Annotated in this window: 17 protein-coding genes and 2 tRNA genes; 13 read left to right on the forward strand and 6 right to left on the reverse strand. The window is 62.4% G+C overall.

The annotated features are described in order from the left end of the window. Window positions 1-191: 191 nt before the first annotated feature. Window positions 192-1,274: a class II fructose-bisphosphate aldolase gene (fbaA, locus tag O3303_RS15650; RefSeq protein ID WP_269559320.1), complete on the reverse strand. Its 1,083-nt coding sequence runs from the start codon at window positions 1,272-1,274 to the stop codon at window positions 192-194. Window positions 1,275-1,741: 467 nt separating this feature from the next. Here fbaA and O3303_RS15655 point away from each other — a divergent pair, with 467 nt between their 5' ends. Continuing rightward, window positions 1,742-2,236, forward strand: coding sequence for a T9SS type A sorting domain-containing protein (locus O3303_RS15655; protein ID WP_269559321.1), 495 nt, complete (start codon window positions 1,742-1,744; stop codon window positions 2,234-2,236). 102 nt (window positions 2,237-2,338) lie between these two features. Continuing rightward, entirely contained in the window at window positions 2,339-3,481 is a 1,143-nt protein-coding gene (locus O3303_RS15660; protein WP_269559322.1) for an NAD(P)/FAD-dependent oxidoreductase, read from the forward strand. 397 nt (window positions 3,482-3,878) lie between these two features. Here the strand turns inward: O3303_RS15660 and O3303_RS15665 are convergent, their stop codons facing one another. Then, the gene (locus tag O3303_RS15665) at window positions 3,879-5,666 is read right to left on the reverse strand and encodes an ABC transporter ATP-binding protein (RefSeq protein ID WP_269559323.1); all 1,788 of its coding nucleotides are present in this window, start codon (window positions 5,664-5,666) and stop codon (window positions 3,879-3,881) included. 271 nt (window positions 5,667-5,937) lie between these two features. Here O3303_RS15665 and O3303_RS15670 point away from each other — a divergent pair, with 271 nt between their 5' ends. The 8 genes from O3303_RS15670 (at window position 5,938) to coaE (ending at window position 12,964) form a co-directional block, all read left to right on the forward strand. Continuing rightward, a complete protein-coding gene (locus O3303_RS15670) occupies window positions 5,938-7,026 on the forward strand; it encodes a Glu/Leu/Phe/Val dehydrogenase dimerization domain-containing protein (RefSeq protein ID WP_269559324.1) in 1,089 nt (362 codons plus the stop codon). Window positions 7,027-7,200: 174 nt separating this feature from the next. Beyond that, window positions 7,201-8,385, forward strand: coding sequence for a transcription antitermination factor NusB (gene nusB, locus O3303_RS15675; RefSeq protein WP_269559325.1), 1,185 nt, complete (start codon window positions 7,201-7,203; stop codon window positions 8,383-8,385). Window positions 8,386-8,536: 151 nt separating this feature from the next. Beyond that, window positions 8,537-8,848 (forward strand): YtxH domain-containing protein, encoded by a 312-nt coding sequence (locus O3303_RS15680; protein ID WP_044014992.1) that lies wholly within the window; start codon window positions 8,537-8,539, stop codon window positions 8,846-8,848. Window positions 8,849-9,025: 177 nt separating this feature from the next. Further along, a complete protein-coding gene (locus tag O3303_RS15685) occupies window positions 9,026-10,027 on the forward strand; it encodes an isocitrate/isopropylmalate dehydrogenase family protein (RefSeq protein WP_269559326.1) in 1,002 nt (333 codons plus the stop codon). Between the two features lie 131 nt (window positions 10,028-10,158). Then, window positions 10,159-10,674, forward strand: coding sequence for a DUF1573 domain-containing protein (locus O3303_RS15690; protein ID WP_269559327.1), 516 nt, complete (start codon window positions 10,159-10,161; stop codon window positions 10,672-10,674). 173 nt (window positions 10,675-10,847) lie between these two features. Further along, the gene (gene yajC, locus O3303_RS15695; protein WP_269559328.1) at window positions 10,848-11,174 is read left to right on the forward strand and encodes a preprotein translocase subunit YajC; all 327 of its coding nucleotides are present in this window, start codon (window positions 10,848-10,850) and stop codon (window positions 11,172-11,174) included. Window positions 11,175-11,256: 82 nt separating this feature from the next. Then, window positions 11,257-12,234: a hypothetical protein gene (locus O3303_RS15700; protein ID WP_269559329.1), complete on the forward strand. Its 978-nt coding sequence runs from the start codon at window positions 11,257-11,259 to the stop codon at window positions 12,232-12,234. 136 nt (window positions 12,235-12,370) lie between these two features. Continuing rightward, window positions 12,371-12,964 (forward strand): dephospho-CoA kinase, encoded by a 594-nt coding sequence (gene coaE / locus O3303_RS15705; protein WP_269559330.1) that lies wholly within the window; start codon window positions 12,371-12,373, stop codon window positions 12,962-12,964. A gap of 205 nt (window positions 12,965-13,169) precedes the next feature. Here the strand turns inward: coaE and O3303_RS15710 are convergent, their stop codons facing one another. The 3 genes from O3303_RS15710 to O3303_RS15720 form a co-directional block, all read right to left on the reverse strand. Next, the gene (locus O3303_RS15710; protein WP_269559331.1) at window positions 13,170-14,342 is read right to left on the reverse strand and encodes a GNAT family N-acetyltransferase; all 1,173 of its coding nucleotides are present in this window, start codon (window positions 14,340-14,342) and stop codon (window positions 13,170-13,172) included. Window positions 14,343-14,433: 91 nt separating this feature from the next. Next, window positions 14,434-14,508, reverse strand: a tRNA-Val gene (locus tag O3303_RS15715). A 28-nt stretch (window positions 14,509-14,536) separates the two neighbouring features. Continuing rightward, a tRNA-Val gene (locus O3303_RS15720) sits at window positions 14,537-14,611 on the reverse strand. 160 nt (window positions 14,612-14,771) lie between these two features. On the opposite strand from O3303_RS15720, the gene O3303_RS15725 reads away from it, so the two are divergent. The 3 genes from O3303_RS15725 (at window position 14,772) to O3303_RS15735 (ending at window position 20,007) form a co-directional block, all read left to right on the forward strand. Further along, window positions 14,772-17,300: an AsmA-like C-terminal region-containing protein gene (locus O3303_RS15725; RefSeq protein ID WP_269559332.1), complete on the forward strand. Its 2,529-nt coding sequence runs from the start codon at window positions 14,772-14,774 to the stop codon at window positions 17,298-17,300. Window positions 17,301-17,409: 109 nt separating this feature from the next. Beyond that, the gene (locus O3303_RS15730) at window positions 17,410-18,333 is read left to right on the forward strand and encodes a TerB family tellurite resistance protein (RefSeq protein WP_269559333.1); all 924 of its coding nucleotides are present in this window, start codon (window positions 17,410-17,412) and stop codon (window positions 18,331-18,333) included. A 120-nt stretch (window positions 18,334-18,453) separates the two neighbouring features. After that, window positions 18,454-20,007, forward strand: coding sequence for a DUF4139 domain-containing protein (locus tag O3303_RS15735; protein ID WP_269559334.1), 1,554 nt, complete (start codon window positions 18,454-18,456; stop codon window positions 20,005-20,007). 14 nt (window positions 20,008-20,021) lie between these two features. Here O3303_RS15735 and O3303_RS15740 read toward each other — a convergent pair whose 3' ends face one another. Further along, window positions 20,022-21,164: a mechanosensitive ion channel family protein gene (locus O3303_RS15740; RefSeq protein WP_269559335.1), complete on the reverse strand. Its 1,143-nt coding sequence runs from the start codon at window positions 21,162-21,164 to the stop codon at window positions 20,022-20,024. Window positions 21,165-21,236: the final 72 nt, after the last annotated feature.

The raw sequence follows: 21,236 nt of genomic DNA on the forward strand, positions 1-21,236 counted from the left end.
AGATAGCCGGTTTTCAGCCCGTCATTGGCTCGCCAAATACCGTAAAGATGCCTCATATTCTGCAGCTTGCGACGCAACCTTGTCTTCCGGCAAACGCTGAAAAATATTCTGAAACAGCTAACGGCTCATTAAAAAAGCCGCCGCGTCTGCAAAGCAGAAGCGGCGGCTTTTCAGTGCAATTCTACCGCTGACTAGGGACGGCGGTTGATGGCGTTCAGATCTTCGAAAGCCTGCTTCAAGCGGGCTACAAAGGTTTTTTCGCCTTCGCGCAGCCATACGCGCGGGTCGTAGTACTTCTTGTTCGGCGAGTCGGCGCCGGATGGGTTGCCGATCTGGCCCTGCAGGAAGCCTTCGTTCTTCACGTAGTTGTTCTTGATGCCTTCCCAGAAAGCCCACTGCAGGTCGGTGTCGATGTTCATCTTGATGGCACCGTAGCTGATGGCCTCGCGGATTTCCTCCTGGCTGGAGCCCGAGCCGCCGTGGAACACGAAATCAACGGGCTGGGGGCCGGTGTTGAAGTGCTCCTGCACGTAGAGCTGCGAGTTGTGCAGAATCTTGGGCTGCAGCTTCACGTTGCCGGGCTTGTATACGCCGTGCACGTTGCCGAAGGCCGCGGCCACTGTGAAGCGCGGGCTTACTTCGCTCAGCTCCTTGTAGGCATAGGCCACTTCCGAAGGCTGGGTGTAGAGCTTGGAGCTGTCCACGTCGGAGTTGTCCACGCCGTCTTCCTCGCCGCCGGTTACGCCCAGCTCGATTTCCAGCGTCATGCCGATTTTGGCCATGCGCTCCAGGTAGCGCTTGCAGATTTCGATGTTCTCCTCAATCGGCTCCTCCGACAGGTCGAGCATGTGCGAGCTGTAGAGCGGCTGGCCGTACTGGGCGAAGTGCTTTTCGCCGGCCGTCAGCAGGCCGTCGATCCAGGGTAGGAGCTTTTTGGCGGCGTGGTCGGTGTGCAGAATCACGGGCACATCGTAGAGCTCAGCCATGGCGTGCACGTGCTGCGCGCCGGAAATGGCACCGGCAATGCTGGCGCGCTGGCCGTCGTTGGAAGGGTATTTGCCCGCGAAGAACTGGGCGCCGCCGTTGGAAAACTGAATGATAACCGGCGAATTTGCTTCGTGAGCGGCCTCCAAAACGGCATTTACCGTATTGGTGCCCGTCACGTTGACGGCCGGCAGCGCAAACGAATTCGCCTTGGCATATTGGAACAGGGATTGAACTTCGTCGCCGTGCAGGACGCCGGCACGCAGCCCGGTCAGTGATTGTGCAGCCATTGCAGGAAAGATGGAGATGGAATTTGTGAGGCTTCGAACTTACTCACTTTCTGCTTAGCAGCCGCCATTGCCTGTCGTTGCGGCTCGTGCCGGTCCTGCCTGTAGCAAGGCATCTAACCATAGAATTTTTATTTTAAAATTATGATAATCAGTTTCTTGTGGTTAGCATGGTTCCGTGCTTACACCTTCGTCGCTAACTATCGGGCTACCAGCTAGCTCCTCCACAAAATACCGGTCTGGGCTGGTTGGCGGCTTTGGGGTGAAGTGTGTATTGTACGGGGAGTGGCGATATGAAATATTGGGGAGATGGAATATTGAAAAATCTGATGGTGAGAACTTTACCAATAGTGTAGCAGTCCGATGTGAATATTGGCTATCTTTACCGGATACTACCCCTCATCTTTTTCGCGTTAGGCGTGCGTATGAAAACACTCGTTACTCTCGTTTGCCTGGCAATTGCTACGGCATTGTCGATATCTGCTCAGGCCCAAACCAAGCCCTCCCCCAAGCCGGCCACCAAAAAGCCCTTGCCCACCGCCAAAAAGCCGGTGGCCGCCCGCCCAGGCGCGGCTAAGCCCGCGGCAAAACCGGTGGCGAAACCCGCCGTGCCGGCCGCCAAAAAGCCCACAGTAGCTGCCAAGCCCAAGCTGGAAGAAACTCCCGCCGGCCCGCCGGCCCTGGTCACCGACAAGATGGTGCAGCAGCCCACCAACACGGGCCCGCTGAAAGTGCGCGCCGAAGCCAACCCCGTGACCAAGCGCCTCACGGTGCGTACCAACTCCAGCAACCCTACCCGCGTGGAAATCAATGGCCCCGATGGCCGCCCGGTGGTCACGCGCGACTTGCTCAACAGCAACGAAGTAGCTACGCTCGACGTGAGCAAGCTGCCGGCCGGCGCCTACCTGGTGCAGTGCACTTCCGGTGAGCGGCGGGGCATGAAGCGCGTGATGGTAGGCCGCTAAGATTAGGATCTTCATGATTGGAAAGCCCATTCGGTTTGCGCCGGATGGGCTTTTCTGTTACCCCGATTCAGCCGTTACTGGCTGATTGCCTATTTTTCCGGCATGAGCATTCCGACGCTTTCTTACTGGGAGCACCAGACGTTTCTGCACGGCTTCGATGTGGTAGTCATCGGGGCTGGTTTGGTGGGACTTACGGCCGCGCTGCACCTGCGCCGCCTGCGCCCGGCGGCCCGCGTGCTGGTGTTGGAGCGCGACGTGCTGCCCAACGGCGCGAGTACCAAAAACGCCGGTTTCGCCTGCTTCGGCAGCGTGTCGGAGCTGCTGGAGCAGGAGGCGCGGGGCGGCACGGCCGCATTGCTGGCCGTGGTGCAGGCCCGCTGGGAAGGCCTAGCCGAACTGCGGGCCCTGCTCGGCGATGAGGCGCTGCAGTATCAGCCAGTAGGGGGCTACGAGCTGTTCCGGCCCGCTGAGGCCGAGCTGGCGGCCCGCTGCCGCGCCGCCCTGCCGTATTACAACGAGCTGCTGGCTCCCATTATCGGCCGCCCCGACGTGTTCCGCGACGCCACCGCGCAGGTGCCCGCCACCGGCTTTGCCGGCGTCAGCGTCATGCTGGAGAATACGGCCGAAGGCGCGCTGCACACCGGCCGGCTGATGGAGGTGCTGCTGCGGCAGGCCTGGGCGGCCGGCGTGGTGGTGGTGCATGGCTGCGCGGCTCTGGCGTTGGAGCCGGGCCCGGCGCAGGTCCGTATGCGGACGCTGCTGGGCGAAATTCAGGCGCCGCAGGTGCTGCTGGCCACCAATGCCTTCAGCCAGCAGTTTTTTCCGGAGCTCGACGCGCAGCCCGGCCGCGGGCAGGTGCTGGTCACGGAGCCCATAGCCGGCCTGCACCTGCCCGGTACCTTCCACTACGACCGCGGCTACACCTACTTCCGCCAGATCGACGGCCGCATCCTGCTCGGCGGCGGCCGCAACCTTGATTTCGCCGCCGAAGCCACTACCAAGCCCGGTCTCACGCCCCGGGTGCAGCAGTATCTGGAGGAGCTGCTGCGCGAGGTAATCCTGCCCGGCCGCGCCGTGCGCATCGACTACCGCTGGAGCGGCGTGATGGCCTTCGGGGCTGAGCTGGAGCCGATTGTGCGGCCCCTGGCGCCGGGCGTGTTCGGGGCACTGCGCTGCAACGGCATGGGCGTGGCGCTGGGCGCCGGAGTGGGCCGCCGGGCGGCCGAGATGCTGGTCAGCGCGTAGTTAACCCAGGTAGCTGAGTAGCCCCGGAGGGGCGGTATGTTGGTAGCACAATAGTCTTTAATAAGAACAGAGCCCCGGCGGGGCGACACCTGAACTGTGCGGCCAAGGTGTCGCCCCGCTGGGGCTTGCGGAATTGTTTAGGGGGGCTTCTACCTATATATCGCCCCTCCGGGGCTACGCGGATGCTCCGCAACGTGGGTCAGCTAAACCAAGTTGTGCGGACGATGCGGCGGCCATTGACAAGGGCTCCGGTCCGGAGGCTTCTTTCAGCCGTCGAGCCGGTCGTTGTTGGCACATCTGGCACGTCTTGGCAGACGCGGCCGCCTCGTTCACCCTGCGACCGGTCCGACGGCTGAAAGAGCCGCCGGACCGGAGCTTCTTCCGCAACTTGGATTAGCTACGCCGCGTCCTCGCTTTGCAGCTGGCGCTCATATAGCGCCCGGTACAGGCCGTTTTCGTCCTGCATCAGGGCCTCGTGGGTGCCATGCTGCACAATCTGGCCGTCGTCGAGCACCAGGATTTCGTCGGCCAGCTTCACGGAGCTCACGCGGTGCGAGATGATGAGACTGGTGCGGTTGTGCATGATGCGCTGCAGGGCGCCCAGAATGGCGTTTTCGGTGTTGGTATCCACGGCCGACAGCGAGTCGTCGAGGATCAGGATTTTGGGCTCCTTCACCAAAGCCCGCGCAATGCTCACGCGCTGCTTCTGCCCGCCCGACAGCGTGATGCCCCGCTCGCCCACTTTGGTGTCGAAGCCCTCGGGGAAGTGCATGATGTTGTCGTAGACGTTGGCGTCTTTAGCGGCCTGCTGCATGCGGGCTTCGTCGGGCTGGTCGAGGCCGAAGTTGATGTTGTTGCGGATGCTGTCCGAGAACAAGAATACGTCCTGGGGCACGTAGCCGATTTGCTCGCGCAGGCTGGTCAGGGCGTAGTCGCGCACGTCCACGCTGTCGATTTTGATGGCGCCTTCGCTCACGTCGAACAGGCGGCAGAGCAGCACGGCCACGGTGCTTTTGCCCGAGCCGGTGTTGCCGATGACGGCCAGCGTCTGGCCCGGCCGGATGCGGAAGCTCACGTTGCGCAGGGCCTGAATGCCGGTGTCGGGGTAGGTGAAGCTGACGTTGTCGAAGACGATGTCGCCCTGGATTTCCTGCTGCACGTCCTCGCGCGACACGATGTCGGTTTTCTGATACAGGAACTCGTTGATGCGGGCCTGGGAGGCTTCGGCGCGCTGCACCAGGCTGCTGGTCCAGCCCAGCGCCGTGACGGGCCAGGTGAGCAGGTTCACGTAAATCAGGAACTCAGCAATGCTGCCCGTGGTGATGGTGCCCCGGATAACCTCCTGCCCGCCCAGCCACACCGTGACGATTGTGCTGAGGCCCACCAGAAACAGAATCAGCGGGAAAAACAGCGAGTTCACGAAGTTCAGGCTCAGCGACTTGTCCTTGTAGTGCTCCGAGGCAATGGCAAACTGCCGGTGCGAATCCTGCTCCCGCACAAACGACTTCAAGACCCGAATCCCCGAAAACGCCTCCTGCACGAAGGTGGTCATGGCGGCCAAAGAGCGTTGGATTTCGTCAGACTTGCGCTCAATCAGCGTGTTCACATAGAAAATGCTCACGCTCAGCACCGGCAGTGGCAGCAGCGTGTAGAGCGTCAGCTTCACGTTCACCATCAGCATCAGCGGCACGATGAGGATGAACAGGATAACGAGCTGCATGAAATACATCAGGGCCGGCCCGATGTACATGCGCACCCGCCCCACGTCCTCCGAAATGCGCGACATCAGGTCGCCGGTGCTGTGGCGGCGGTAGAAGGCCAGCGGCAGGCTTTGGTAGTGCTGGTAGATTTCGTTTTTCTGGTCGTTTTCCACCAGCCGGCTCATCACGATGAGCGTCTGGCGCATGAAGAACAGAAACACGCCCCGCAACAGCGCCAGCACAATAATGAGCGTGCCATAGAGCAGCACGTTGCGCCCGAACAGCGAGTACACCTCACCCTGCGCCGAAGTGCCCGCAAACAGGTGGTAGAGGTCGATGCCCTCACTCACCAGGTCGAAGGCGTAGCGCACAATCTGGGCCGGGAAAATGGCCAGCAGCGTGCTCAGGGCCACAAACAGCATTCCGCCCAGGAAGTGCCATTTATAGCGAAACAGGTATTTGTTGGTAGCGGAAAGTGCGCGCACAGCAGAAGAGGATAGCAGCCGGCCACTCTACGGCCCGCCAGCCACGAAGGTAGCGCAACCGATGGCCGGAACCGGAAATAGGGTTACTTTTGCACCCGAATTGAGGACAGTGCCACGTGGCAGGGTTCTATACGTACGAAACAGCCGGCAGCACCAAACGGCTCAACTTCAACGTAAAGAGAGACCCACCTCGCGCCACCGAGTCCAAAGTTACACGTCCCGCTCTCTTCCCTCTGCCTCCCCATCCCACCCACCCTCATTTCTTCATCCCATGGTTGAAATCCAGCAATTGGCCGACACGTCGGTCTTCAGTCAGATTGCCGAGCACCAGCACGAGCAGGTAGTGTTCTGCCACGACCACGAAACCGGTCTGCGCGCCATCATCGGCATCCACAACACGGTGCTGGGCCCGGCCCTGGGCGGCACCCGCATGTGGCACTACGCCTCCGACGCCGAAGCCCTGAACGACGTGCTGCGCCTCTCGCGCGGCATGACCTACAAGGCCGCCATTTCGGGCCTGAACCTGGGCGGTGGCAAGGCCGTCATCATCGGCGACCAGACCATGAAGACTGAGGCGTTGCTGCGCAAGTTTGGTCGCTTCGTGAAAAACCTCAACGGCAAGTACATCACGGCCGAAGATGTGAACATGACCACCAAGGACATGGAGTACATCCGGATGGAAACCAAGCACGTGGCCGGCCTGCCCGAAAGCATGGGCGGCTCCGGCGACCCCTCGCCGGTGACGGCCTACGGCACCTACATGGGCATGAAGGCCGCCGCCAAAAAGGCGTTCGGGTCCGACTCGCTGACCGGCAAGCGCATTGCGGTGCAGGGCGTGGGCCACGTAGGCACCTACCTGCTGGAGTATCTGCAGAAGGAAGGCGCCCAGCTGGTGCTCACCGACTACTACGAAGACCGCGCCCTGGAGGCAGCCGCCCGCTTTGGCGCCCGCGCCGTGGGCCTCGACGAAATCTACGACCAGGACGTGGACATCTACTCGCCGTGCGCGCTGGGTGCTACCCTCAACGACGACACCATCGATAGGCTGAAGTGCCGCGTGGTGGCCGGCTGCGCCAACAACCAGCTCAAGGACGAAAACACGCACGGCCCGGCCCTCGTGGAGCGCGGCATCGTGTACGCCCCCGACTTTCTCATCAATGCCGGTGGCCTGATCAACGTATATTCGGAAGTTATTGGGGGCAGCCGTCAGTCGGCCCTCACCCAAACCGAGAAAATCTACGACATCACCACCCAGGTTCTCAACAAAGCCGAACAGGAGCAAAGCCACCCGCAAGCCGCCGCCACCCGGCAGGCTGAGGAGCGCATTGCCTCGCTCGGCAAAGTCAAATCCACTTTTTAATACTTGAGGCTGAACGAACGTCATTCCGAGCGAAGGCGGAGCCGCAGCCGAGGAATCTCGCTAGTGTAGTAAATAATAGTATTGCAACATCAGCACGCGAGATTCCTCGGCTACGGCTCCGCCTTCGCTCGGAATGACGTTCATTCAGCCTCAATATCCCCAAGTCCAAGTACAATGCTCAACCGTCGCACGCTCCGCATCAAGGTCATGCAGGCCCTGTACGCCTACCATCAGGCCGTCGGGTCCGATTTTTTGTTGGCCAATGACCGGATTGCGGATGCCTTCGCGCCCGATCTGACTTCGCCCGAACCGCAGGACCGGCGCAAGCTCCAGGGCCAGCGCAAACTGGCGGAGGTGGTGTTCAAGGACTGGCACAAAACCGGCGAAGAACCCGAAAAGGGCGACGACGCCGACATTCATTCGGCCGTGCAGGATGCCATCAGCTTCTACAAGAAGGCCGTGGCTAAAGACGGCACCTTCTACGGCGGGCAGATGGTGCACGCCGCCGAGAGCATTCACGACCAGTATCTGCACCTGCTCAACATTCCGGAGGTGCTGCTGCAGGTGATTGAGGAAGACAAGGCCCGCGCCGCCCGCAAGCATATTGCCTCGGCCGAGCCGTTGCTGGACACCACGCGCCTGGAAGAAAACCAAGTGATTCAGAAGCTCATCAGCAACACCCAGCTGCAGGCACTCACGATTCGGCGGGCCCAGCGCTGGCACGGCGAGGAGGAGCTGGAGGCCCTGCGCCTGGCCTGGCGCAACGAAATGCGCCAGGACCCCGAGCTGCTCAGCTACCTGGCCGCGCCGGCCGGCAACTACACCGAGGACCAAGAGATGCTCAAGCACCTCTACAAAACCTACGTGTTCAAGGGCGAGAGCCTGCCGCGCTACATCGAGGAAGACGACCTGAACTGGGAGGAAAACCGGTCCATCGTGAAGAATCTGGTGCTCAAGACGGTGAAGATGCTCGACGAGCCCGCCACCGAGGAGCTGGAGCTGATGGCGCTGTCGGCGAACTGGGCCGAGGACAAGGAGTTTGCCGAAAGCCTCTACCAGCAGACGCTGGCCGACGACGACAAGTACGAGAAGCTGATTGCCGAATCGGTGCAGAACTGGGACGTGGACCGCGTGGCCCTCACCGACAAGATTTTGCTGAAGATGGCCCTCTGTGAGATGCACCTGTTCCGCGGTATTCCGGTGAAAGTGACCATCAACGAGTACATCGAAATCAGCAAAATCTACAGCACGCCCAAGAGCAAGCAGTTTGTGAACGGGATTCTGGATAAATTGGCCCAGGACCTGACCGCCAGCGGCGCCATCCGCAAGTCGGGCCGGGGCCTGCTCGACAACCAGTAAGGCGTGGTGGTAGCCTGGTATCGGGCAAGCAGAGCAGGCGCCGCCGTTTTTGCTGACCCCGGGCAAGTTGCATCTCGTTTGTGCGTTACTTCGTACTCAAGCTCATCAAGTTTGTCTCCTTACTCCCTACTTCATACTCAAGACTAAAAAAATGGGTAGCAAAACCACTACCGGTATTCTGTGCTTCGCGGGCGGAGCCCTGGCCGGCGCCGCCATTGGCCTCCTGTATGCGCCTGAAAAAGGCCGCGAAACCCGCAGCTGGCTGAGCTATCAGCTGGAGAAGTACCGCGAAACCCTGGCCGACCTCACCGAAAACCTGGTGACCAACCGCGCCGACCAGGGGCCCAGCTCGGCCAAGAGCGAAGGCCAGCGCGTGATTCAGGACGCCAAGAGCAAGGCCGAGCAGCTGCTCGGCGACGTGGACCAGCTCATCAACCAGATCAACTCGCGCAAGACGGTTTAGATGAGGTGCTGACAGGATGATGTGCTGATGTGCTGAGAAACAGGAAACTGTTGGCAGCACGTCGGCACATTTTCATTTTCAGCACCCGTCGCGCTTGGGTACCTTTGCGGGAGGCTTGGCACTCAGCCTGCCGTTGCGCAGCACATCAGTACATCAAACAATCAGTAAATCAATACAATGCACCTTATCACCCTCATCCCCGGCGACGGCATCGGCCCGGAAATCACGAAAGCTGTTACGGACATCTTCACGGCGGCCCAGGTGCCGGTGCAATGGGAAGAGCAGAACGCCGGCCAGACCACCTTCGACCAGTCGGGCGAGCTGATTCCGCAGGCGCTGCTGACGTCGCTGGAGAAAAACCGCGTGGCGCTGAAAGGCCCCATCACGACGCCGGTGGGCAAGGGGTTCCGCAGCATCAACGTGACGCTGCGCCAGAAGTACGACCTCTACCAGAACGTGCGCCCGTCTAAAACCACCGACGGCATCAAAACGCGCTACGAGGGCATTGATCTGGTGCTGTTCCGCGAAAACACCGAGGGCCTGTACTCGGGCCTTGAAGTGTACGATGAGCGCCTGGGCATTGCCGACTCGTTCAACCGCATCACCAAGGAAGGTTCGCGCAAAATCTGCCGGGCCGCCTTCGCCTACGCCGACAAGCACGGCCGCAAGAAGGTGACCCTGGCCCACAAAGCCAACATCCTGAAGATGGCCGGCACCCTGATGCTGAACGCCTGCAAGGAAGCCAGCAACGAGTTTCCGCACATCGTGTTCGAAGACAAGATCATCGACAACATGTGCATGCAACTGGTGGGCAAGCCCGAGCAGTTCGACGTGGTGGTAACCACCAACCTGTTCGGCGACATCCTGTCGGACCTGTGCGCCGGCCTCGTGGGCGGCCTGGGCGTGGTAGCCGGCGCCAACATCGGCGACGACATGGCCATCTTTGAAGCCGTGCACGGCTCGGCCCCGGACATTGCCGGCCAGGGCAAAGCCAACCCCACGGCCCTGCTGCGCTCGGCCCTGATGATGCTGCATTACCTCGGCGAGCACGCTAAAGCCGACCAGATTGAGAAGGCGCTGGAAGCCACCCTCAAGACCAAGGAAAAATGCACTGGCGACCTGGGCGGCACGGCCTCTACCAGCGAGTTCACCCAGTCGATTATTGCTAATTTGCAGTAGCACATCCTGTAGCATAGGCTTTAGCCTGTGCCGTCAGCGGGCCGAAAAATTTTGACTGTTTTCTGCCGCTTTCGTGTTGTGCTGCTATCCGGCACAAGCTAAAGCTTCTGCTACATTCCAATTCTCATTCCATGAAACGCACGTTCCTTTTCCTGCTGGCCGGCACTCTGCTGACCAGCGCCTGCAACACCGACAAAACCACGGAAGTGGGCGCCGAAGGCATGAATGCCGCCGCCACCGAGGCTGCCGCCAACCCCACCGTGGACAACCCCAACGTGACCAACGAAACGGAGGTGCCCAACCCCAACGCTCCGGTAATGACCTTCGCCGAGTCGGACCACGACTTCGGCGACATCCAGCCCGGCGCGGTGGTGAAGCACACGTTCACGTTCACCAACAGCGGCAAAACGCCGCTGCTGATTGGCAACGCCACCGCTTCGTGCGGCTGCACCACGCCCAACTGGACCAAAGAGCCTATTGCGCCCGGCGCCACCGGCACGATTGACGTGCAGTTCGACAGCCAAGGCAAGTCGGGCATGCAGAACAAGCAGATTTCGGTGCAGGCCAACACCACGCCCAGCACCACGGTTATTGCCATCAAGGCCAACATCCTGCCCGACGGCGCGCAGGGTCCGGTTCGGCAGTAGTGCCTCCTTGCTGAGCGTGGCGGACCCGCCAGGCTGAGCTGCGCCAAGGACCTTATGGCAGCGGAACGCGTCGCGACAACGTCGGCGGTTCCGCTGGCATAAGGTCCTTCGTGTTACCCCGGATGGCAGTACCTTGCCACCTCATTCTTTTTCACCTCCTCACGCCTTTTTACATGTTTGCTACCCTTTTGCTGCAGGCTGCTGCCACCAACGAGAGCTTTATGTCGTATCTGTTTCCGGTGGCCATTGCGGTGGTGCTCTACTTCTTCATGATCCGGCCCCAGCAACGCAAAGCCGCCGAAGCCAAGAAATTCCGCGAGTCGATCGGCAAAGGCGCTACCGTAGTAACCATCGGCGGCCTGCACGGCAAAGTGGTAGACCTGACCGACGAAGCCATTATCATCGAAGTGGACCGCGGCACCAAGCTCAAGTTTGACCGTTCGGCCATTGCCCGCGAAGTGAAGCCCGCCAAGGACAGCGTAAAAGACACTGTAGCGTAAGCTATACCCGGGCCGAAGGGCAACGTCGACAGTGAGTTGCCTTCGTCCTGGCTTGTGAAGTCGAAACCCTACTCCGTACCCGATGCCACTAAACCGCTCTGCCCAGTTGATGCGCTGGTTTTTCAGCCCGTTTTACGGGCAGGAGCGGAGCTATTGGCGGGCCGTAACGGCGTGCTTTCTGGCGGCCAGCACGTTCTGGCTGCTCAATGCCCTCAACAAGACCTACACCACCCGCATTGCCTATCCGCTGGCCTGGCGCTACGATGCTACGCGCTACGTGCCGGTGCAGCCGCTGCCCACCGAGGTAGCCGTGAACGTGACGACCCGGGGCTGGAAGCTGCTGCGCAAGCACCTGATGCTGGACATGAAGCCCGCCGAAATTACGCTGCCCGGCCTGCCCGCCACGCGCTACGTGACGGGCCGTGTGGTGCGGCCGGCGCTGCAGGCTTCCATGGAAGGCCTGCAGTTCAACTACCTGATTTCGGATACGCTGTGGGTGGCGTTCGACCAGCTGCTGAGCCGCCGCCTGCCGCTGGCCCTGAGCCCCGCCGCCGATGGCTCGGCGCTGCCGTTTGCGGCCCGGTTCACGCCTGCCTCGGTGGTGTTTCGGGGGCCGGCGCGGCAGGTGCTGGCGCTGTCCAACCCCTACCCGGTGCATCTGCCCCGCGCCCCGGCTAGCAGCACCAATGGCGACATGAGCGTACCCATCGGGGGGCCTGATCTGGTGAAAACCAGTGTGCCCGAGGTGCGCGTGCGCCTGCAGCCCCGCCCGCTCGTGAGCTTGCTTATGCGCATAGTGCCCGAGCTATCCGGGTTTCCGGCGGGCCGCGAGTACCAGTTGTGGCCGGCTACGGTGCAGGTGCGCCTGCAGTGCTTCCCCGAGGATAGCGCCCGCCTCAGCCAGCAGCGCAGCCAGGTGCGCGTGCAGCTCCACTACGGCCAGTTCGCCGGCCCCGATTCCAGCCTGCAGCCCGTGCTGGCCCAGGTGCCGGCTCTGGTGCGGGGCCGCCGCGTCATCACCCCCACCGTGCGCGTATCTGTGAGCGGGGGGATGAAGTGATGAAGTAATGGGGTAATAGGATGAAAAAGAACGTCATTCCTCGCAGGCTCGGAATGACGTTCTTATTTTGTCACCTGTCACCTGTCACCTGTCACCTGTCACCTCATCACCCCATCACCCCATCACCAAATAAATTATGCTTCGGATTGGAATTACGGGGGGTATTGGCTCGGGTAAGAGCGTGGTGTGCCGGCTGTTTCAGGTATTGGGTGTGCCCGTATATGATTCGGATTTCCGGGCCAAGTGGGTGATGGCCAACGATGCGCAGCTGCGCGATGAGCTGGTAGCTGCCTTCGGGCCCGAAACCTTTGATGCCACCGGCCAGCTGAACCGCGTGCACCTGAGCCGCGTCGCCTTTGCCGATGCGGCGGAGCTGGCCCGCCTCAATGCTCTGGTACACCCCGCCGTAGGCCGCGACTTTGCCGCCTGGAGCGCCGCCCGCGCCCAGGAAGGCCACCGCTACCTGCTGAAGGAAGCCGCCCTGCTCTTCGAATCGGGAGCTTACAAGGGCCTCGACCAGATAATCACCGTGTTTGCCCCGCTACCAGTGCGCCAAGCCCGCGTGTTGCGCCGCGACCCGCACCGCACCCCCGACGACATCCTGGCCATCATCGGCAAGCAGCTCGGCGAAGAAGAAAAAATGCAGCGCGCCGACCACATCGTGTACAACGACGACGAGCACCTGCTCATCCCGCAGGTGCTCCAGCTACACGCGCAGTTCAACAGCTAGCTGTCATTGCGAGGAGGCACGACATTCCGCGCATCAAGCGGCGTCAATCCTTCCTCTCCATGAGACAAACGACCCTCAGCAGAAAGCCCTCTGGCAGTAGTGTAGTACACTAACGCCGGAGGGCTTTTCTGTAAGGAAAGTGACTGCCACGAGAGGAAGGATTGCTTCGCTTCGCTCGCAATGACAGGCGTGCAATGACAGCCGACTACCGGATAATCGGGCTGCGCTCGAACGGCCGCTCCCGGTCGAAGAGGTAGCGGTAGGTGATGTGCGTTTTGTAGATACGCGCCCCAATGGAGCGGATAACGGCCAGCATCCGCGGGTTGAAGTCGCCGATCCAGTTCATCTCAAACTCGGTGTAGCCGGCGCGCATCATCTCGGCGCGGGCGTGCACCATCAGGGCCAGCTCCAAGCCCTTGCCCTGCCACGCCGGCACCACCCCGAAAATCACACCGAAGCCCTTCTTGTCGGAGCGCTGCTCGTAGCGGCGCTTCAGCCACAGAAAGCGCAGCTTGTTCCAGAGGTTGAAGTTGCGGCTGACGTGCTTGAACAGCTGGTTCAGCTCGGGCAGACTCACGAAGAAGGCAATCGGCTCGTCGTGGTGGTAGGCGAAGTACACCAGGCGCTCATCCAGCACAGGCTTCATCTGGCGCACCAGGTCGCGGGCCTTGTCCAGGGTCATGGCCGCAATGCCGCTGTGGTTGGCCCAGGCCAGGTTGTATACGTGGTGGAAGTCGCGGGCCATGCGCTCCGGGTCGCGCTTGCTGGCGTGCCGGAACTGGAACTCCGGGTACTGGGCGGCGTAGCGCTCGGTGGCCTCAAAGAAGCGCGCGTGCAGCGGCGCGGCCACCTCGCGGTAGCAGGTATACTGCTTGAAGTACAGCTGAAAGCCGTGGGCTTCAAACAGCTGCTGGTAGTAGGGCAGGTGGTAGAACATGCCGTAGTTGGGCTCGGTGAAGCCGTCCGTCAGCAGCCCCCAGAACCGGTCCCGCTCGCCAAAGTTGATGGGCCCGTCCATGGCCGCCATGCCGCGCGCCGCCAGCCACGCCCGGCAGGCCTCAAACAGCTGGCTGGCCGCGGCCTGATCGTCGATGCACTCAAAAAAGCCCATGCCGCCGGTGGGCAGTGCCGGCTCGGTGTGGGCCGTGCTGCCGTTCACGAAGGCGGCCACCCGACCCACTACTTCCCCGGCCTCGGTGGTCAGAATCCAGCGGATGGCCTCGCCCTGCGCAAAGTTGGGGTTCTTTTTGGGGTCGAAAACCGCTTCCAGCTCGTGGTCGAGGGGCGGAATCCAGTTGGGGTGGCCTTGGTAGAGGCGCACGGGCAGGTCGCGGAACTGGCGGGCTCGGGCGGCATCTGTAACTTCGAGCAGGAGCATGGCAGGCAGAATAGAGGCTGAAAAGCAACCGGTTGCGAACAGGCCGGCCGCAAACAAAAAAGGACAGCCGGTAGGGCTGTCCTTTTCGATGTGGGAGATACTGGGTTCGAACCAGTGACCCTCTGCTTGTAAGGCAGATGCTCTGAACCAGCTGAGCTAATCTCCCGATAGGGCAATGTACTAAAATAAAAAAGTGGGAGATACTGGGTTCGAACCAGTGACCCTCTGCTTGTAAGGCAGATGCTCTGAACCAGCTGAGCTAATCTCCCGTTGGGCGTATCCCGTTGGGGATGCAAATATGGCAGGTCGTTTCTGATTACGCAACACTTTGTGCGAACTTTAGCCCGTAAAAATGTTCGCAGGGCGGGTGGTTTTGCAGGCAACTCTTTTAGAGTCAGAAATTTTCGGAGATTGAGAAAGCTGCGGCGAGTGCTATTTTTTTTTCTGACCGGGCTGGTTTTGCTGGTGACGGCGGTGGTTGGGGGCGTGTGGCTGGGGCAGGAGCGCATCATTGCGCTGTTTGTGCAGGAAGCCAACCGCTACCTGGCCACGCCCGTGCAGGTGGGCCGCATGGAGGTATCGGTGCTGGACCAGTTTCCGCGCGTTTCCATCACGCTGCATGAGCTGCGCGTGAGCGGCTCGCTGGCGCAGGACACCGTGCCGCTGGCCCGGGCGCGCCGCCTCTACTGCGCCTTCGACGCCTGGGACATGCTGCGCGGCCACTACCGCATCCGGGCCGTGACGCTGGCCGACGGCCGGGTGTGGGTGCGCCACGACGCGCAGGGCCGCCCTAACTACGACGTGCTACGCTTTGATACCACCGCCGCGCCAAGCAGTCAGCCGTTGGCCTTCGCCCTCGAAAACATCCGGCTGGAGCGCGTGGCTACCGTCTACGCCGACGACCAGCGCCGGCAGCGCTATACCGTGCAGGCCCACGACGTGCGCGCCCAACTGGATGTGCAGGACATGCTGGTGGACATTTCGGCCCAGGGCGAAGCCCGCGTAGAGGCCCTGCAGCTGGGTTTCGATGCCTACTTCCAAAATAAAGACCTGACCCTAAACACCCGTCTGCGCGTGGATCGGGGTGCCCGGCTCGTGACATTGCAGCCCTCCGAGCTACGGGTGGGAGCGGCATCCTATGAAGTGGGCGGGCGTATCGATTACCGCCGGGTCGTGCAGCTGGATCTGCAGGTGGCGGGCCGCAACACCGACGTGCAGTCGGTGCTGGCGCTGCTGCCGGCGCGGGTGGCGCGGCCGCTGCGGGCCTACCGCAGCCGCGGGGCGGTGTACTTCGGCGGGACGGTACGGGGCGAGGTGTCGGGGCAGGCCAGCCCGCGCATTGAGGCCCGGTTCGGCTGCCGCGACGCTTCCTTCTACCATCCGGAGCTGCGGCAGGCCGTGGAGCACGTGTTTCTGGCGGGCACCTTCAGCAACGGCGCCGCCCAGGCGGCGCGCACCTCGGTGCTGAGCTTGCAGAACGTGCGCGGCACGCTGCGCGGGCGGCCTTTCAGCGGCAGTTTGCGCTACGCCAATTTCCTGGATCCTACCGTGCAGCTGCAGGTACGCGCCGATCTGGACGTGGCGCAGGCGCTGCAGTTCTACCCGGTGGCGGCCGTGCCAAGTGGCCGGGGTACTGCCCAGCTGTCGCTGGCGTTTGCCGGCAACCTGCGCCAGTTGCGGGCGCGGCCGGCTACGGCTCCTGTGCAGGCCAGCGGAACCCTGGTGCTACAGAACGTGCAGCTGCGCCTGCGCGACCTCAGCCAGCCGCTCACGGCCCTCACGGGCCGCTTCCGGCTGCTGGGCCGCGAGGTGGAAGTGGCGGGCTTCACGGGGCGCGTGGGTGGGTCGGATTTCCGGTTGCAGGGCCGCCTGCGCAATGCCCTGGCCTGGGCCCTGCTGCCCGGCCAAACGCTGCTGCTCGACGCCGACCTGACGTCGCGGCTCTTGGATTTCGACCAGCTCCTGCGTCTCACTACGCCCGCAGGCCCTGCTGCGGCCACTGGCGCCGGCGCGCCCGGGTCCGGCAGCTACGAGTTCCGGCTGCCCACCCAGCTGGCCCTGAATGTGCGGGCACAGGTGGAGCGGCTGCGGTTTCGGCGGTTTCGGGGGCGGCAGCTGCGCGGCACCATCCGGCTGCAGCAGCAGGTGCTGAGCGCGCCTTCCTTGACGGTGCGGGCCGCCGGCGGGCAGGTCAGCTTTCGGGGCACGCTCGATGCCCGCCAGCCGCTGCTGCTGCACCTGCATTCCACCATCAGCTGCCGGCAGCTGCCGCTGGATAGTCTGTTCTACACGTTCGAGGATTTCGGGCAGCAGTTCATCACGGCGCGGCACCTGCGCGGGGCCCTCACGGCCACCGCCGAGTCGGACCTGTACTTCGATGGGGGCCTTACGCCGCTCACTAACCGCCTAGAGGCCGAGCTGAACCTGCAGGTACGCAACGGGGAACTCAACAATTTCGAGCCGCTGCAGAAGCTCTCCATGATAGCCGGCCGGGAGCGGCTGCGGCACCTGCGCTTTGCCGAGCTCACCACGCCCGTCTACATCCAGAGCCGCACGGTGTATCTGCCCGAAATGGAAATCCGCTCCAACGTGCGAGCCGCCTCCCTGATTCGCGTCACGGGTACCCACACCTTCGACCAGCAGATGGACTACCACCTCAATATCCCGATTCTGCCCGGGCTGCTGCAGCGCACCGTGGGCATGGCTACCGGCCCCAGCCTGCTGCTGGCCATTCAGGGCGATGAAGACAATTTCCGGGTGAGCTACGACCGGCGGCCCCAGCCGGGCCGCGCGCCGACGGTGCCGCAGGAAACCGCCCGGCCAGCCAGCCGCCCCGACTTGCCGAAGCCTGCTGCGCCTGCTGGCCCGGCGCAGGAGCCGCGCAAACCCTTCGAGCTGAAAAAGCCGCCCGCCAAGAAGCCCGCCCAGCCTCAGACCGGCGAGTATTTCGAATTCTGACCTGTCTGGAAAGTGGGTAGCGGCGGCGGCGGCAGTAGGCGCTAACCAAATTAAAGGATGTGCGTTAAGGTCTGCAGAACCCACCCTACTACTTTCCAACTACACGAAGATGAGCAATTCCCCACTTCTCCAGAACTACTCCGACTCGGAAAAAGCCGCTTACCTGAGCGTCATTGCCAGCCTCGCTTCGGCTGACCGGGAAGCCTCCGCTACTGAAATAGAGTTTCTGCAACAGCTGGCCCACGAAGCCGGCCTCTCTGGCGGTGCCACGCAGCAGGTATTAAGCGCTGCCCGCGACGCCAGCAACGAAACCATCAAGAGCAACCTCGACGCGCTACGCAACAGCGACCTGCGCTACTCGCTCGTGACAGACCTCATCAGCTTTGCCCGCGCCGATGGCGCGTATGCCAACGACGAGGAAGCCATGATCAATAAGATTTCGGCTTACCTGGGCATCACGCCCCAGCAAACCCAGACGCTGAACCAGGTAGTAGACCAGGCGGCCCACGTGCCGCACGATGCCAGCGACCCGGCCAAGCAGGGCTTCTTCGGTGGCATCACCGACAAGCTGGAAAGCGCCGGCATCCCGAAAGGCGCGCTGATGGCGGGCCTGCTTGGCGTAGTGGCCCCGATGGTGCTGTCGAAAGTGATGGGTGGTGGCCGTGGCCAAAGCAGCGGCGGCGGCCTGATGGGCGGCATGACCGGCGGCGGCACCCTGGGCGGCCTGATGGGCGGTGCCATGGGCGGCAGCTCGATGGGCGGTTTGCTCGGTGGTCTGCTCGGCGGTGGCCTGTTGAGCGGCGTGCTCGGCGGCGGCAACTCTTCGGCTGGTGCGCAGGGCTCCTACGGCGATATGCCGCAGCAGGGCTCGCACGTGGGCAGCGGCGGGCTTGGTTCGCTGATGTCGATTCTGGGTGGCCTGGGCGGCCAGCCGGGCTCGCAGCCCCGCAGCGCCGGCGGTGGCGGTCTGAGTGGCCTGATGAGCGGTGGCATGGGCGGTCTGCTCGGCGGCCTGCTCGGCGGTGGCCGCTAGGCGTCTGCTATAGTTTCTGGAACATAAAAAAAGGCCGGTGGCTTCCTGAGGGAGCCGCCGGCCTTTTTTATTGCCGTTGGATCTGCGCACCTTGGCTGCCCAATTCTGAATCAGGAAGCTATGCGCCAATATTTACGTGTCTTTCTGCTGCTTCTGCCCGGGGCCGCAGCCGCTCAAACCTCTACCCCGCTTGTCCCGGCCAGGCCTCCCCTCACCAGCGTAGTGGTGTACCTGAACGGGACGTCGCTGGAACACAAAGGGCAGGTGCAGCTGCCGGCTGGCCTGAGCCGGCTGGTATTCGATAACTTGTCAGCCAAAATCAAATCCGAATCATTGGAGCTGCAGCTGGGCCCGGCGGCCGAGCTGGTGTCGCTGGATGCCGCCGATGAGCTGCCCGCCTCGCCAGCCAACCAGCCTGCCCTCGACAGCCTGCGCCGCACCCGCGACGAAATAGAGCAAGTGGAGGCCGAGCTGAAAGGGCTGGAAGAAGAGAAGGTGTTTTTGCAGGCCAACCGCACGCTGCCCGCCGGCACCCAGGCCAACTGGAGCGCGGAAGTGCAGAAAGGCGCCACCCTGCTGCGCACCCGCACGGCCGCCATACTGCGTGAAACCCAGCGGCTGCAGCTGCGCCAGACAGAGCTAAAGAAACAGGCAACGCTGCTTGAACCCCGGACGGCCAACGACCCTGGCGACCGGGTAGTGGCGCTGGTGCGCACCAAACAGGCCGGGCCCGTGCCGCTCACGGTGCGCTATTACGTGGGTAGCCGCATGCCGTGGCAGCCCAAACTGGAAATTCGGGCCGATGAAGCGGGGCGGGAGTTGCGCTTTGATCCGCATGGGATGCTGCGCAATCAGTCGGGGCTGGCGTGGCAGCAGGTGCGCCTCACCATCATGAATTACGCCCTGGCCGAAGATGTGTCGCGCCCGCAGCTGGAGCCCTGGGCGCTGGACTTTAATGGCGGCGACCATATCGGTGAGGGCCGCATTGATGAGTTTGTGGTGAAAGGCACGGCCAAAGGCCAGCCCGCCAACGTGGCGCAAAGCACCCGCTACGAGGTGCCCGAGCCCATTACGCTGGCCGTAGGCGGGCGGCGCGACGTCTCGTTGCCGCCCCTGCGGCTGTCGGCCCGCCCCGAATACCTGGCCCTGCCCAAACTCTCCGACAAAGTATACCTGACGGCCAAAGCCACGGGCTGGGAAGGCCTGCATCTGCCTGAAGATGCGGCCGTGTACCACAAAGGCGGCTACGTGGGCCAGGTCGACCTGAACGAGCGAGCCTACAACGATTCCCTGGAGGTAACGCTGGGCTACGATGAGCAGGTGGTGGTGAGCCGTACCAAGCTCAAAGACTTCAGTGGCAAGGCGGGCCTGAGTGGTAAGCGCCGCGTGCAGCTGGCCTACGAGCTGAACGTGCGCAACCGCCACGCCGAACCCATCCGCATCCGGATACAGGATCAGATTCCGGTTGCCAGCGAAAAAGAAATCGAAGTAAAAGCGCTGGAAACCAGCGGAGCCCAGCTCGACGAGCGCACCGGCCGGCTCACGTGGGTGCTGACGCTGGCTCCCGGCACCAGCCAGCGCCTGGGCTTCAGCTTCCAGGTCGACTACCCGCAGGACAAGGAAGTGGAAATCATCCAGCACCGCGCCACCATCAAGTCGCCGAAGTTCCGGTAGCCGGCCACGCGCTACTACACCACCGGCGTACTGGCCGAATTGAGGCCGTCGAGGCGGCCGCCGCCGGCTAGCTGCACTACGGTGCTGCCGGTACTGGCAAACAGGCCGCCGGCTTGCTCCACGGCTTCCACGAGGCGGTAGTTGAGCTCCTCCTTCACCTGCAGGTATTCGTCGTAGTTGGTGGTTTCCACAAAGTACTGCACGGTCACTTCCTTGGCGGCCGGCGTCAGGGCCGAAAACTGCATCTGGATGTCTTTGGTCACCAGTGGGTTTTCGCCGATCAGGCGCTTGCCTTCCTCCACAATGCGGTGCAGCTGCTGGCTGGAAGTAGCGTGGCTCAGGGCCAGCGTGAAGCTCACGCGCCGCGCCGTGCGCAACGAGAGGTTGTCCAACGGCTTGTCAATCATGGACTTGTTAGGAACCGTGACGTAGCTTTTCTCGGCCGTGCGCAGGCGCGTACTGCGAAAACCCACCTTCTCTACGGTGCCCGCCACGGCGCCCACTTCCACCAGGTCGCCGACGGCAAAGGGCCGGTCGAGGAAGATGGTGAACGAGGCAATCAGGTTTTCCAAGCTTTCCTTGGCAGCAAAGGCCACGGCCAGGCCCCCGATGCCCAGCCCCCCAATCAGGGCCGTAACGTCTACCCCAAACACGCGGCCCAGCACGCCCAGAAACGCCAGCACAATGATGAGTACTTTTATCAGATCCTTGGCAAAGGGCACCAATTCGGCCTGTAGTCCTCCGCCAGTACTGGTGCGCCGCTGAAATACCAGCACCGCAAAATCCACGAGGCGCAGGGCAATCCAGGCCACGCCCCAGATAATCCCGATCTGATAGAGCCGGAACAGCGCCACTTTCGGCCAAGGCTCGTTGTGGGCCAGCTCCGAGCTGCGCACCGGGTAGTCGAGCACCTGAAACGCCAGGTAAATCGTCACGAAAAATACCACGATGGACAGCGGTCGGATCAGCAGCGCCTGAAACTGGGCTTCACTGACCCCCTCGGTTTTCTGGCGAATAAACCGGAACACCACCCGCGACACCAGCCGCGACAGCAGCGTTTTGAACGCGTAGCCAAACAGCAAAATGCCCACGCACCACAGGTAGGCGGCCACATTGTTGCCCAGAAAACGGTAGTGCAGGATTTCGGTAAGGGTCATGGAAGGAGCGCGTTGTACGCGCCCGCCGGCCTGGGCCAGCCACGCAGACGCGTAGGTAAGTGAGCGGAAAAA

This window comes from Hymenobacter canadensis, assembly GCF_027359925.1.
Classification (GTDB): domain Bacteria; phylum Bacteroidota; class Bacteroidia; order Cytophagales; family Hymenobacteraceae; genus Hymenobacter; species Hymenobacter canadensis.

What these genes read in the sequence shown, in the direction of transcription:
- fbaA (WP_269559320.1), bottom strand. Translation starts at nt 1,274, where the DNA reads ATGGCTGCACAATCACTGACCGGGCTGCGTGCCGGCGTCCTGCACGGC.
- O3303_RS15660 (WP_269559322.1), top strand. Translation starts at nt 2,339, where the DNA reads ATGAGCATTCCGACGCTTTCTTACTGGGAGCACCAGACGTTTCTGCAC.
- O3303_RS15670 (WP_269559324.1), top strand. Translation starts at nt 5,938, where the DNA reads ATGGTTGAAATCCAGCAATTGGCCGACACGTCGGTCTTCAGTCAGATT.
- nusB (WP_269559325.1), top strand. Translation starts at nt 7,201, where the DNA reads ATGCTCAACCGTCGCACGCTCCGCATCAAGGTCATGCAGGCCCTGTAC.
- O3303_RS15680 (WP_044014992.1), top strand. Translation starts at nt 8,537, where the DNA reads ATGGGTAGCAAAACCACTACCGGTATTCTGTGCTTCGCGGGCGGAGCC.
- O3303_RS15685 (WP_269559326.1), top strand. Translation starts at nt 9,026, where the DNA reads ATGCACCTTATCACCCTCATCCCCGGCGACGGCATCGGCCCGGAAATC.
- O3303_RS15690 (WP_269559327.1), top strand. Translation starts at nt 10,159, where the DNA reads ATGAAACGCACGTTCCTTTTCCTGCTGGCCGGCACTCTGCTGACCAGC.
- yajC (WP_269559328.1), top strand. Translation starts at nt 10,848, where the DNA reads ATGTTTGCTACCCTTTTGCTGCAGGCTGCTGCCACCAACGAGAGCTTT.
- O3303_RS15700 (WP_269559329.1), top strand. Translation starts at nt 11,257, where the DNA reads ATGCCACTAAACCGCTCTGCCCAGTTGATGCGCTGGTTTTTCAGCCCG.
- coaE (WP_269559330.1), top strand. Translation starts at nt 12,371, where the DNA reads ATGCTTCGGATTGGAATTACGGGGGGTATTGGCTCGGGTAAGAGCGTG.
- O3303_RS15710 (WP_269559331.1), bottom strand. Translation starts at nt 14,342, where the DNA reads ATGCTCCTGCTCGAAGTTACAGATGCCGCCCGAGCCCGCCAGTTCCGC.
- O3303_RS15730 (WP_269559333.1), top strand. Translation starts at nt 17,410, where the DNA reads ATGAGCAATTCCCCACTTCTCCAGAACTACTCCGACTCGGAAAAAGCC.
- O3303_RS15735 (WP_269559334.1), top strand. Translation starts at nt 18,454, where the DNA reads ATGCGCCAATATTTACGTGTCTTTCTGCTGCTTCTGCCCGGGGCCGCA.
- O3303_RS15740 (WP_269559335.1), bottom strand. Translation starts at nt 21,164, where the DNA reads ATGACCCTTACCGAAATCCTGCACTACCGTTTTCTGGGCAACAATGTG.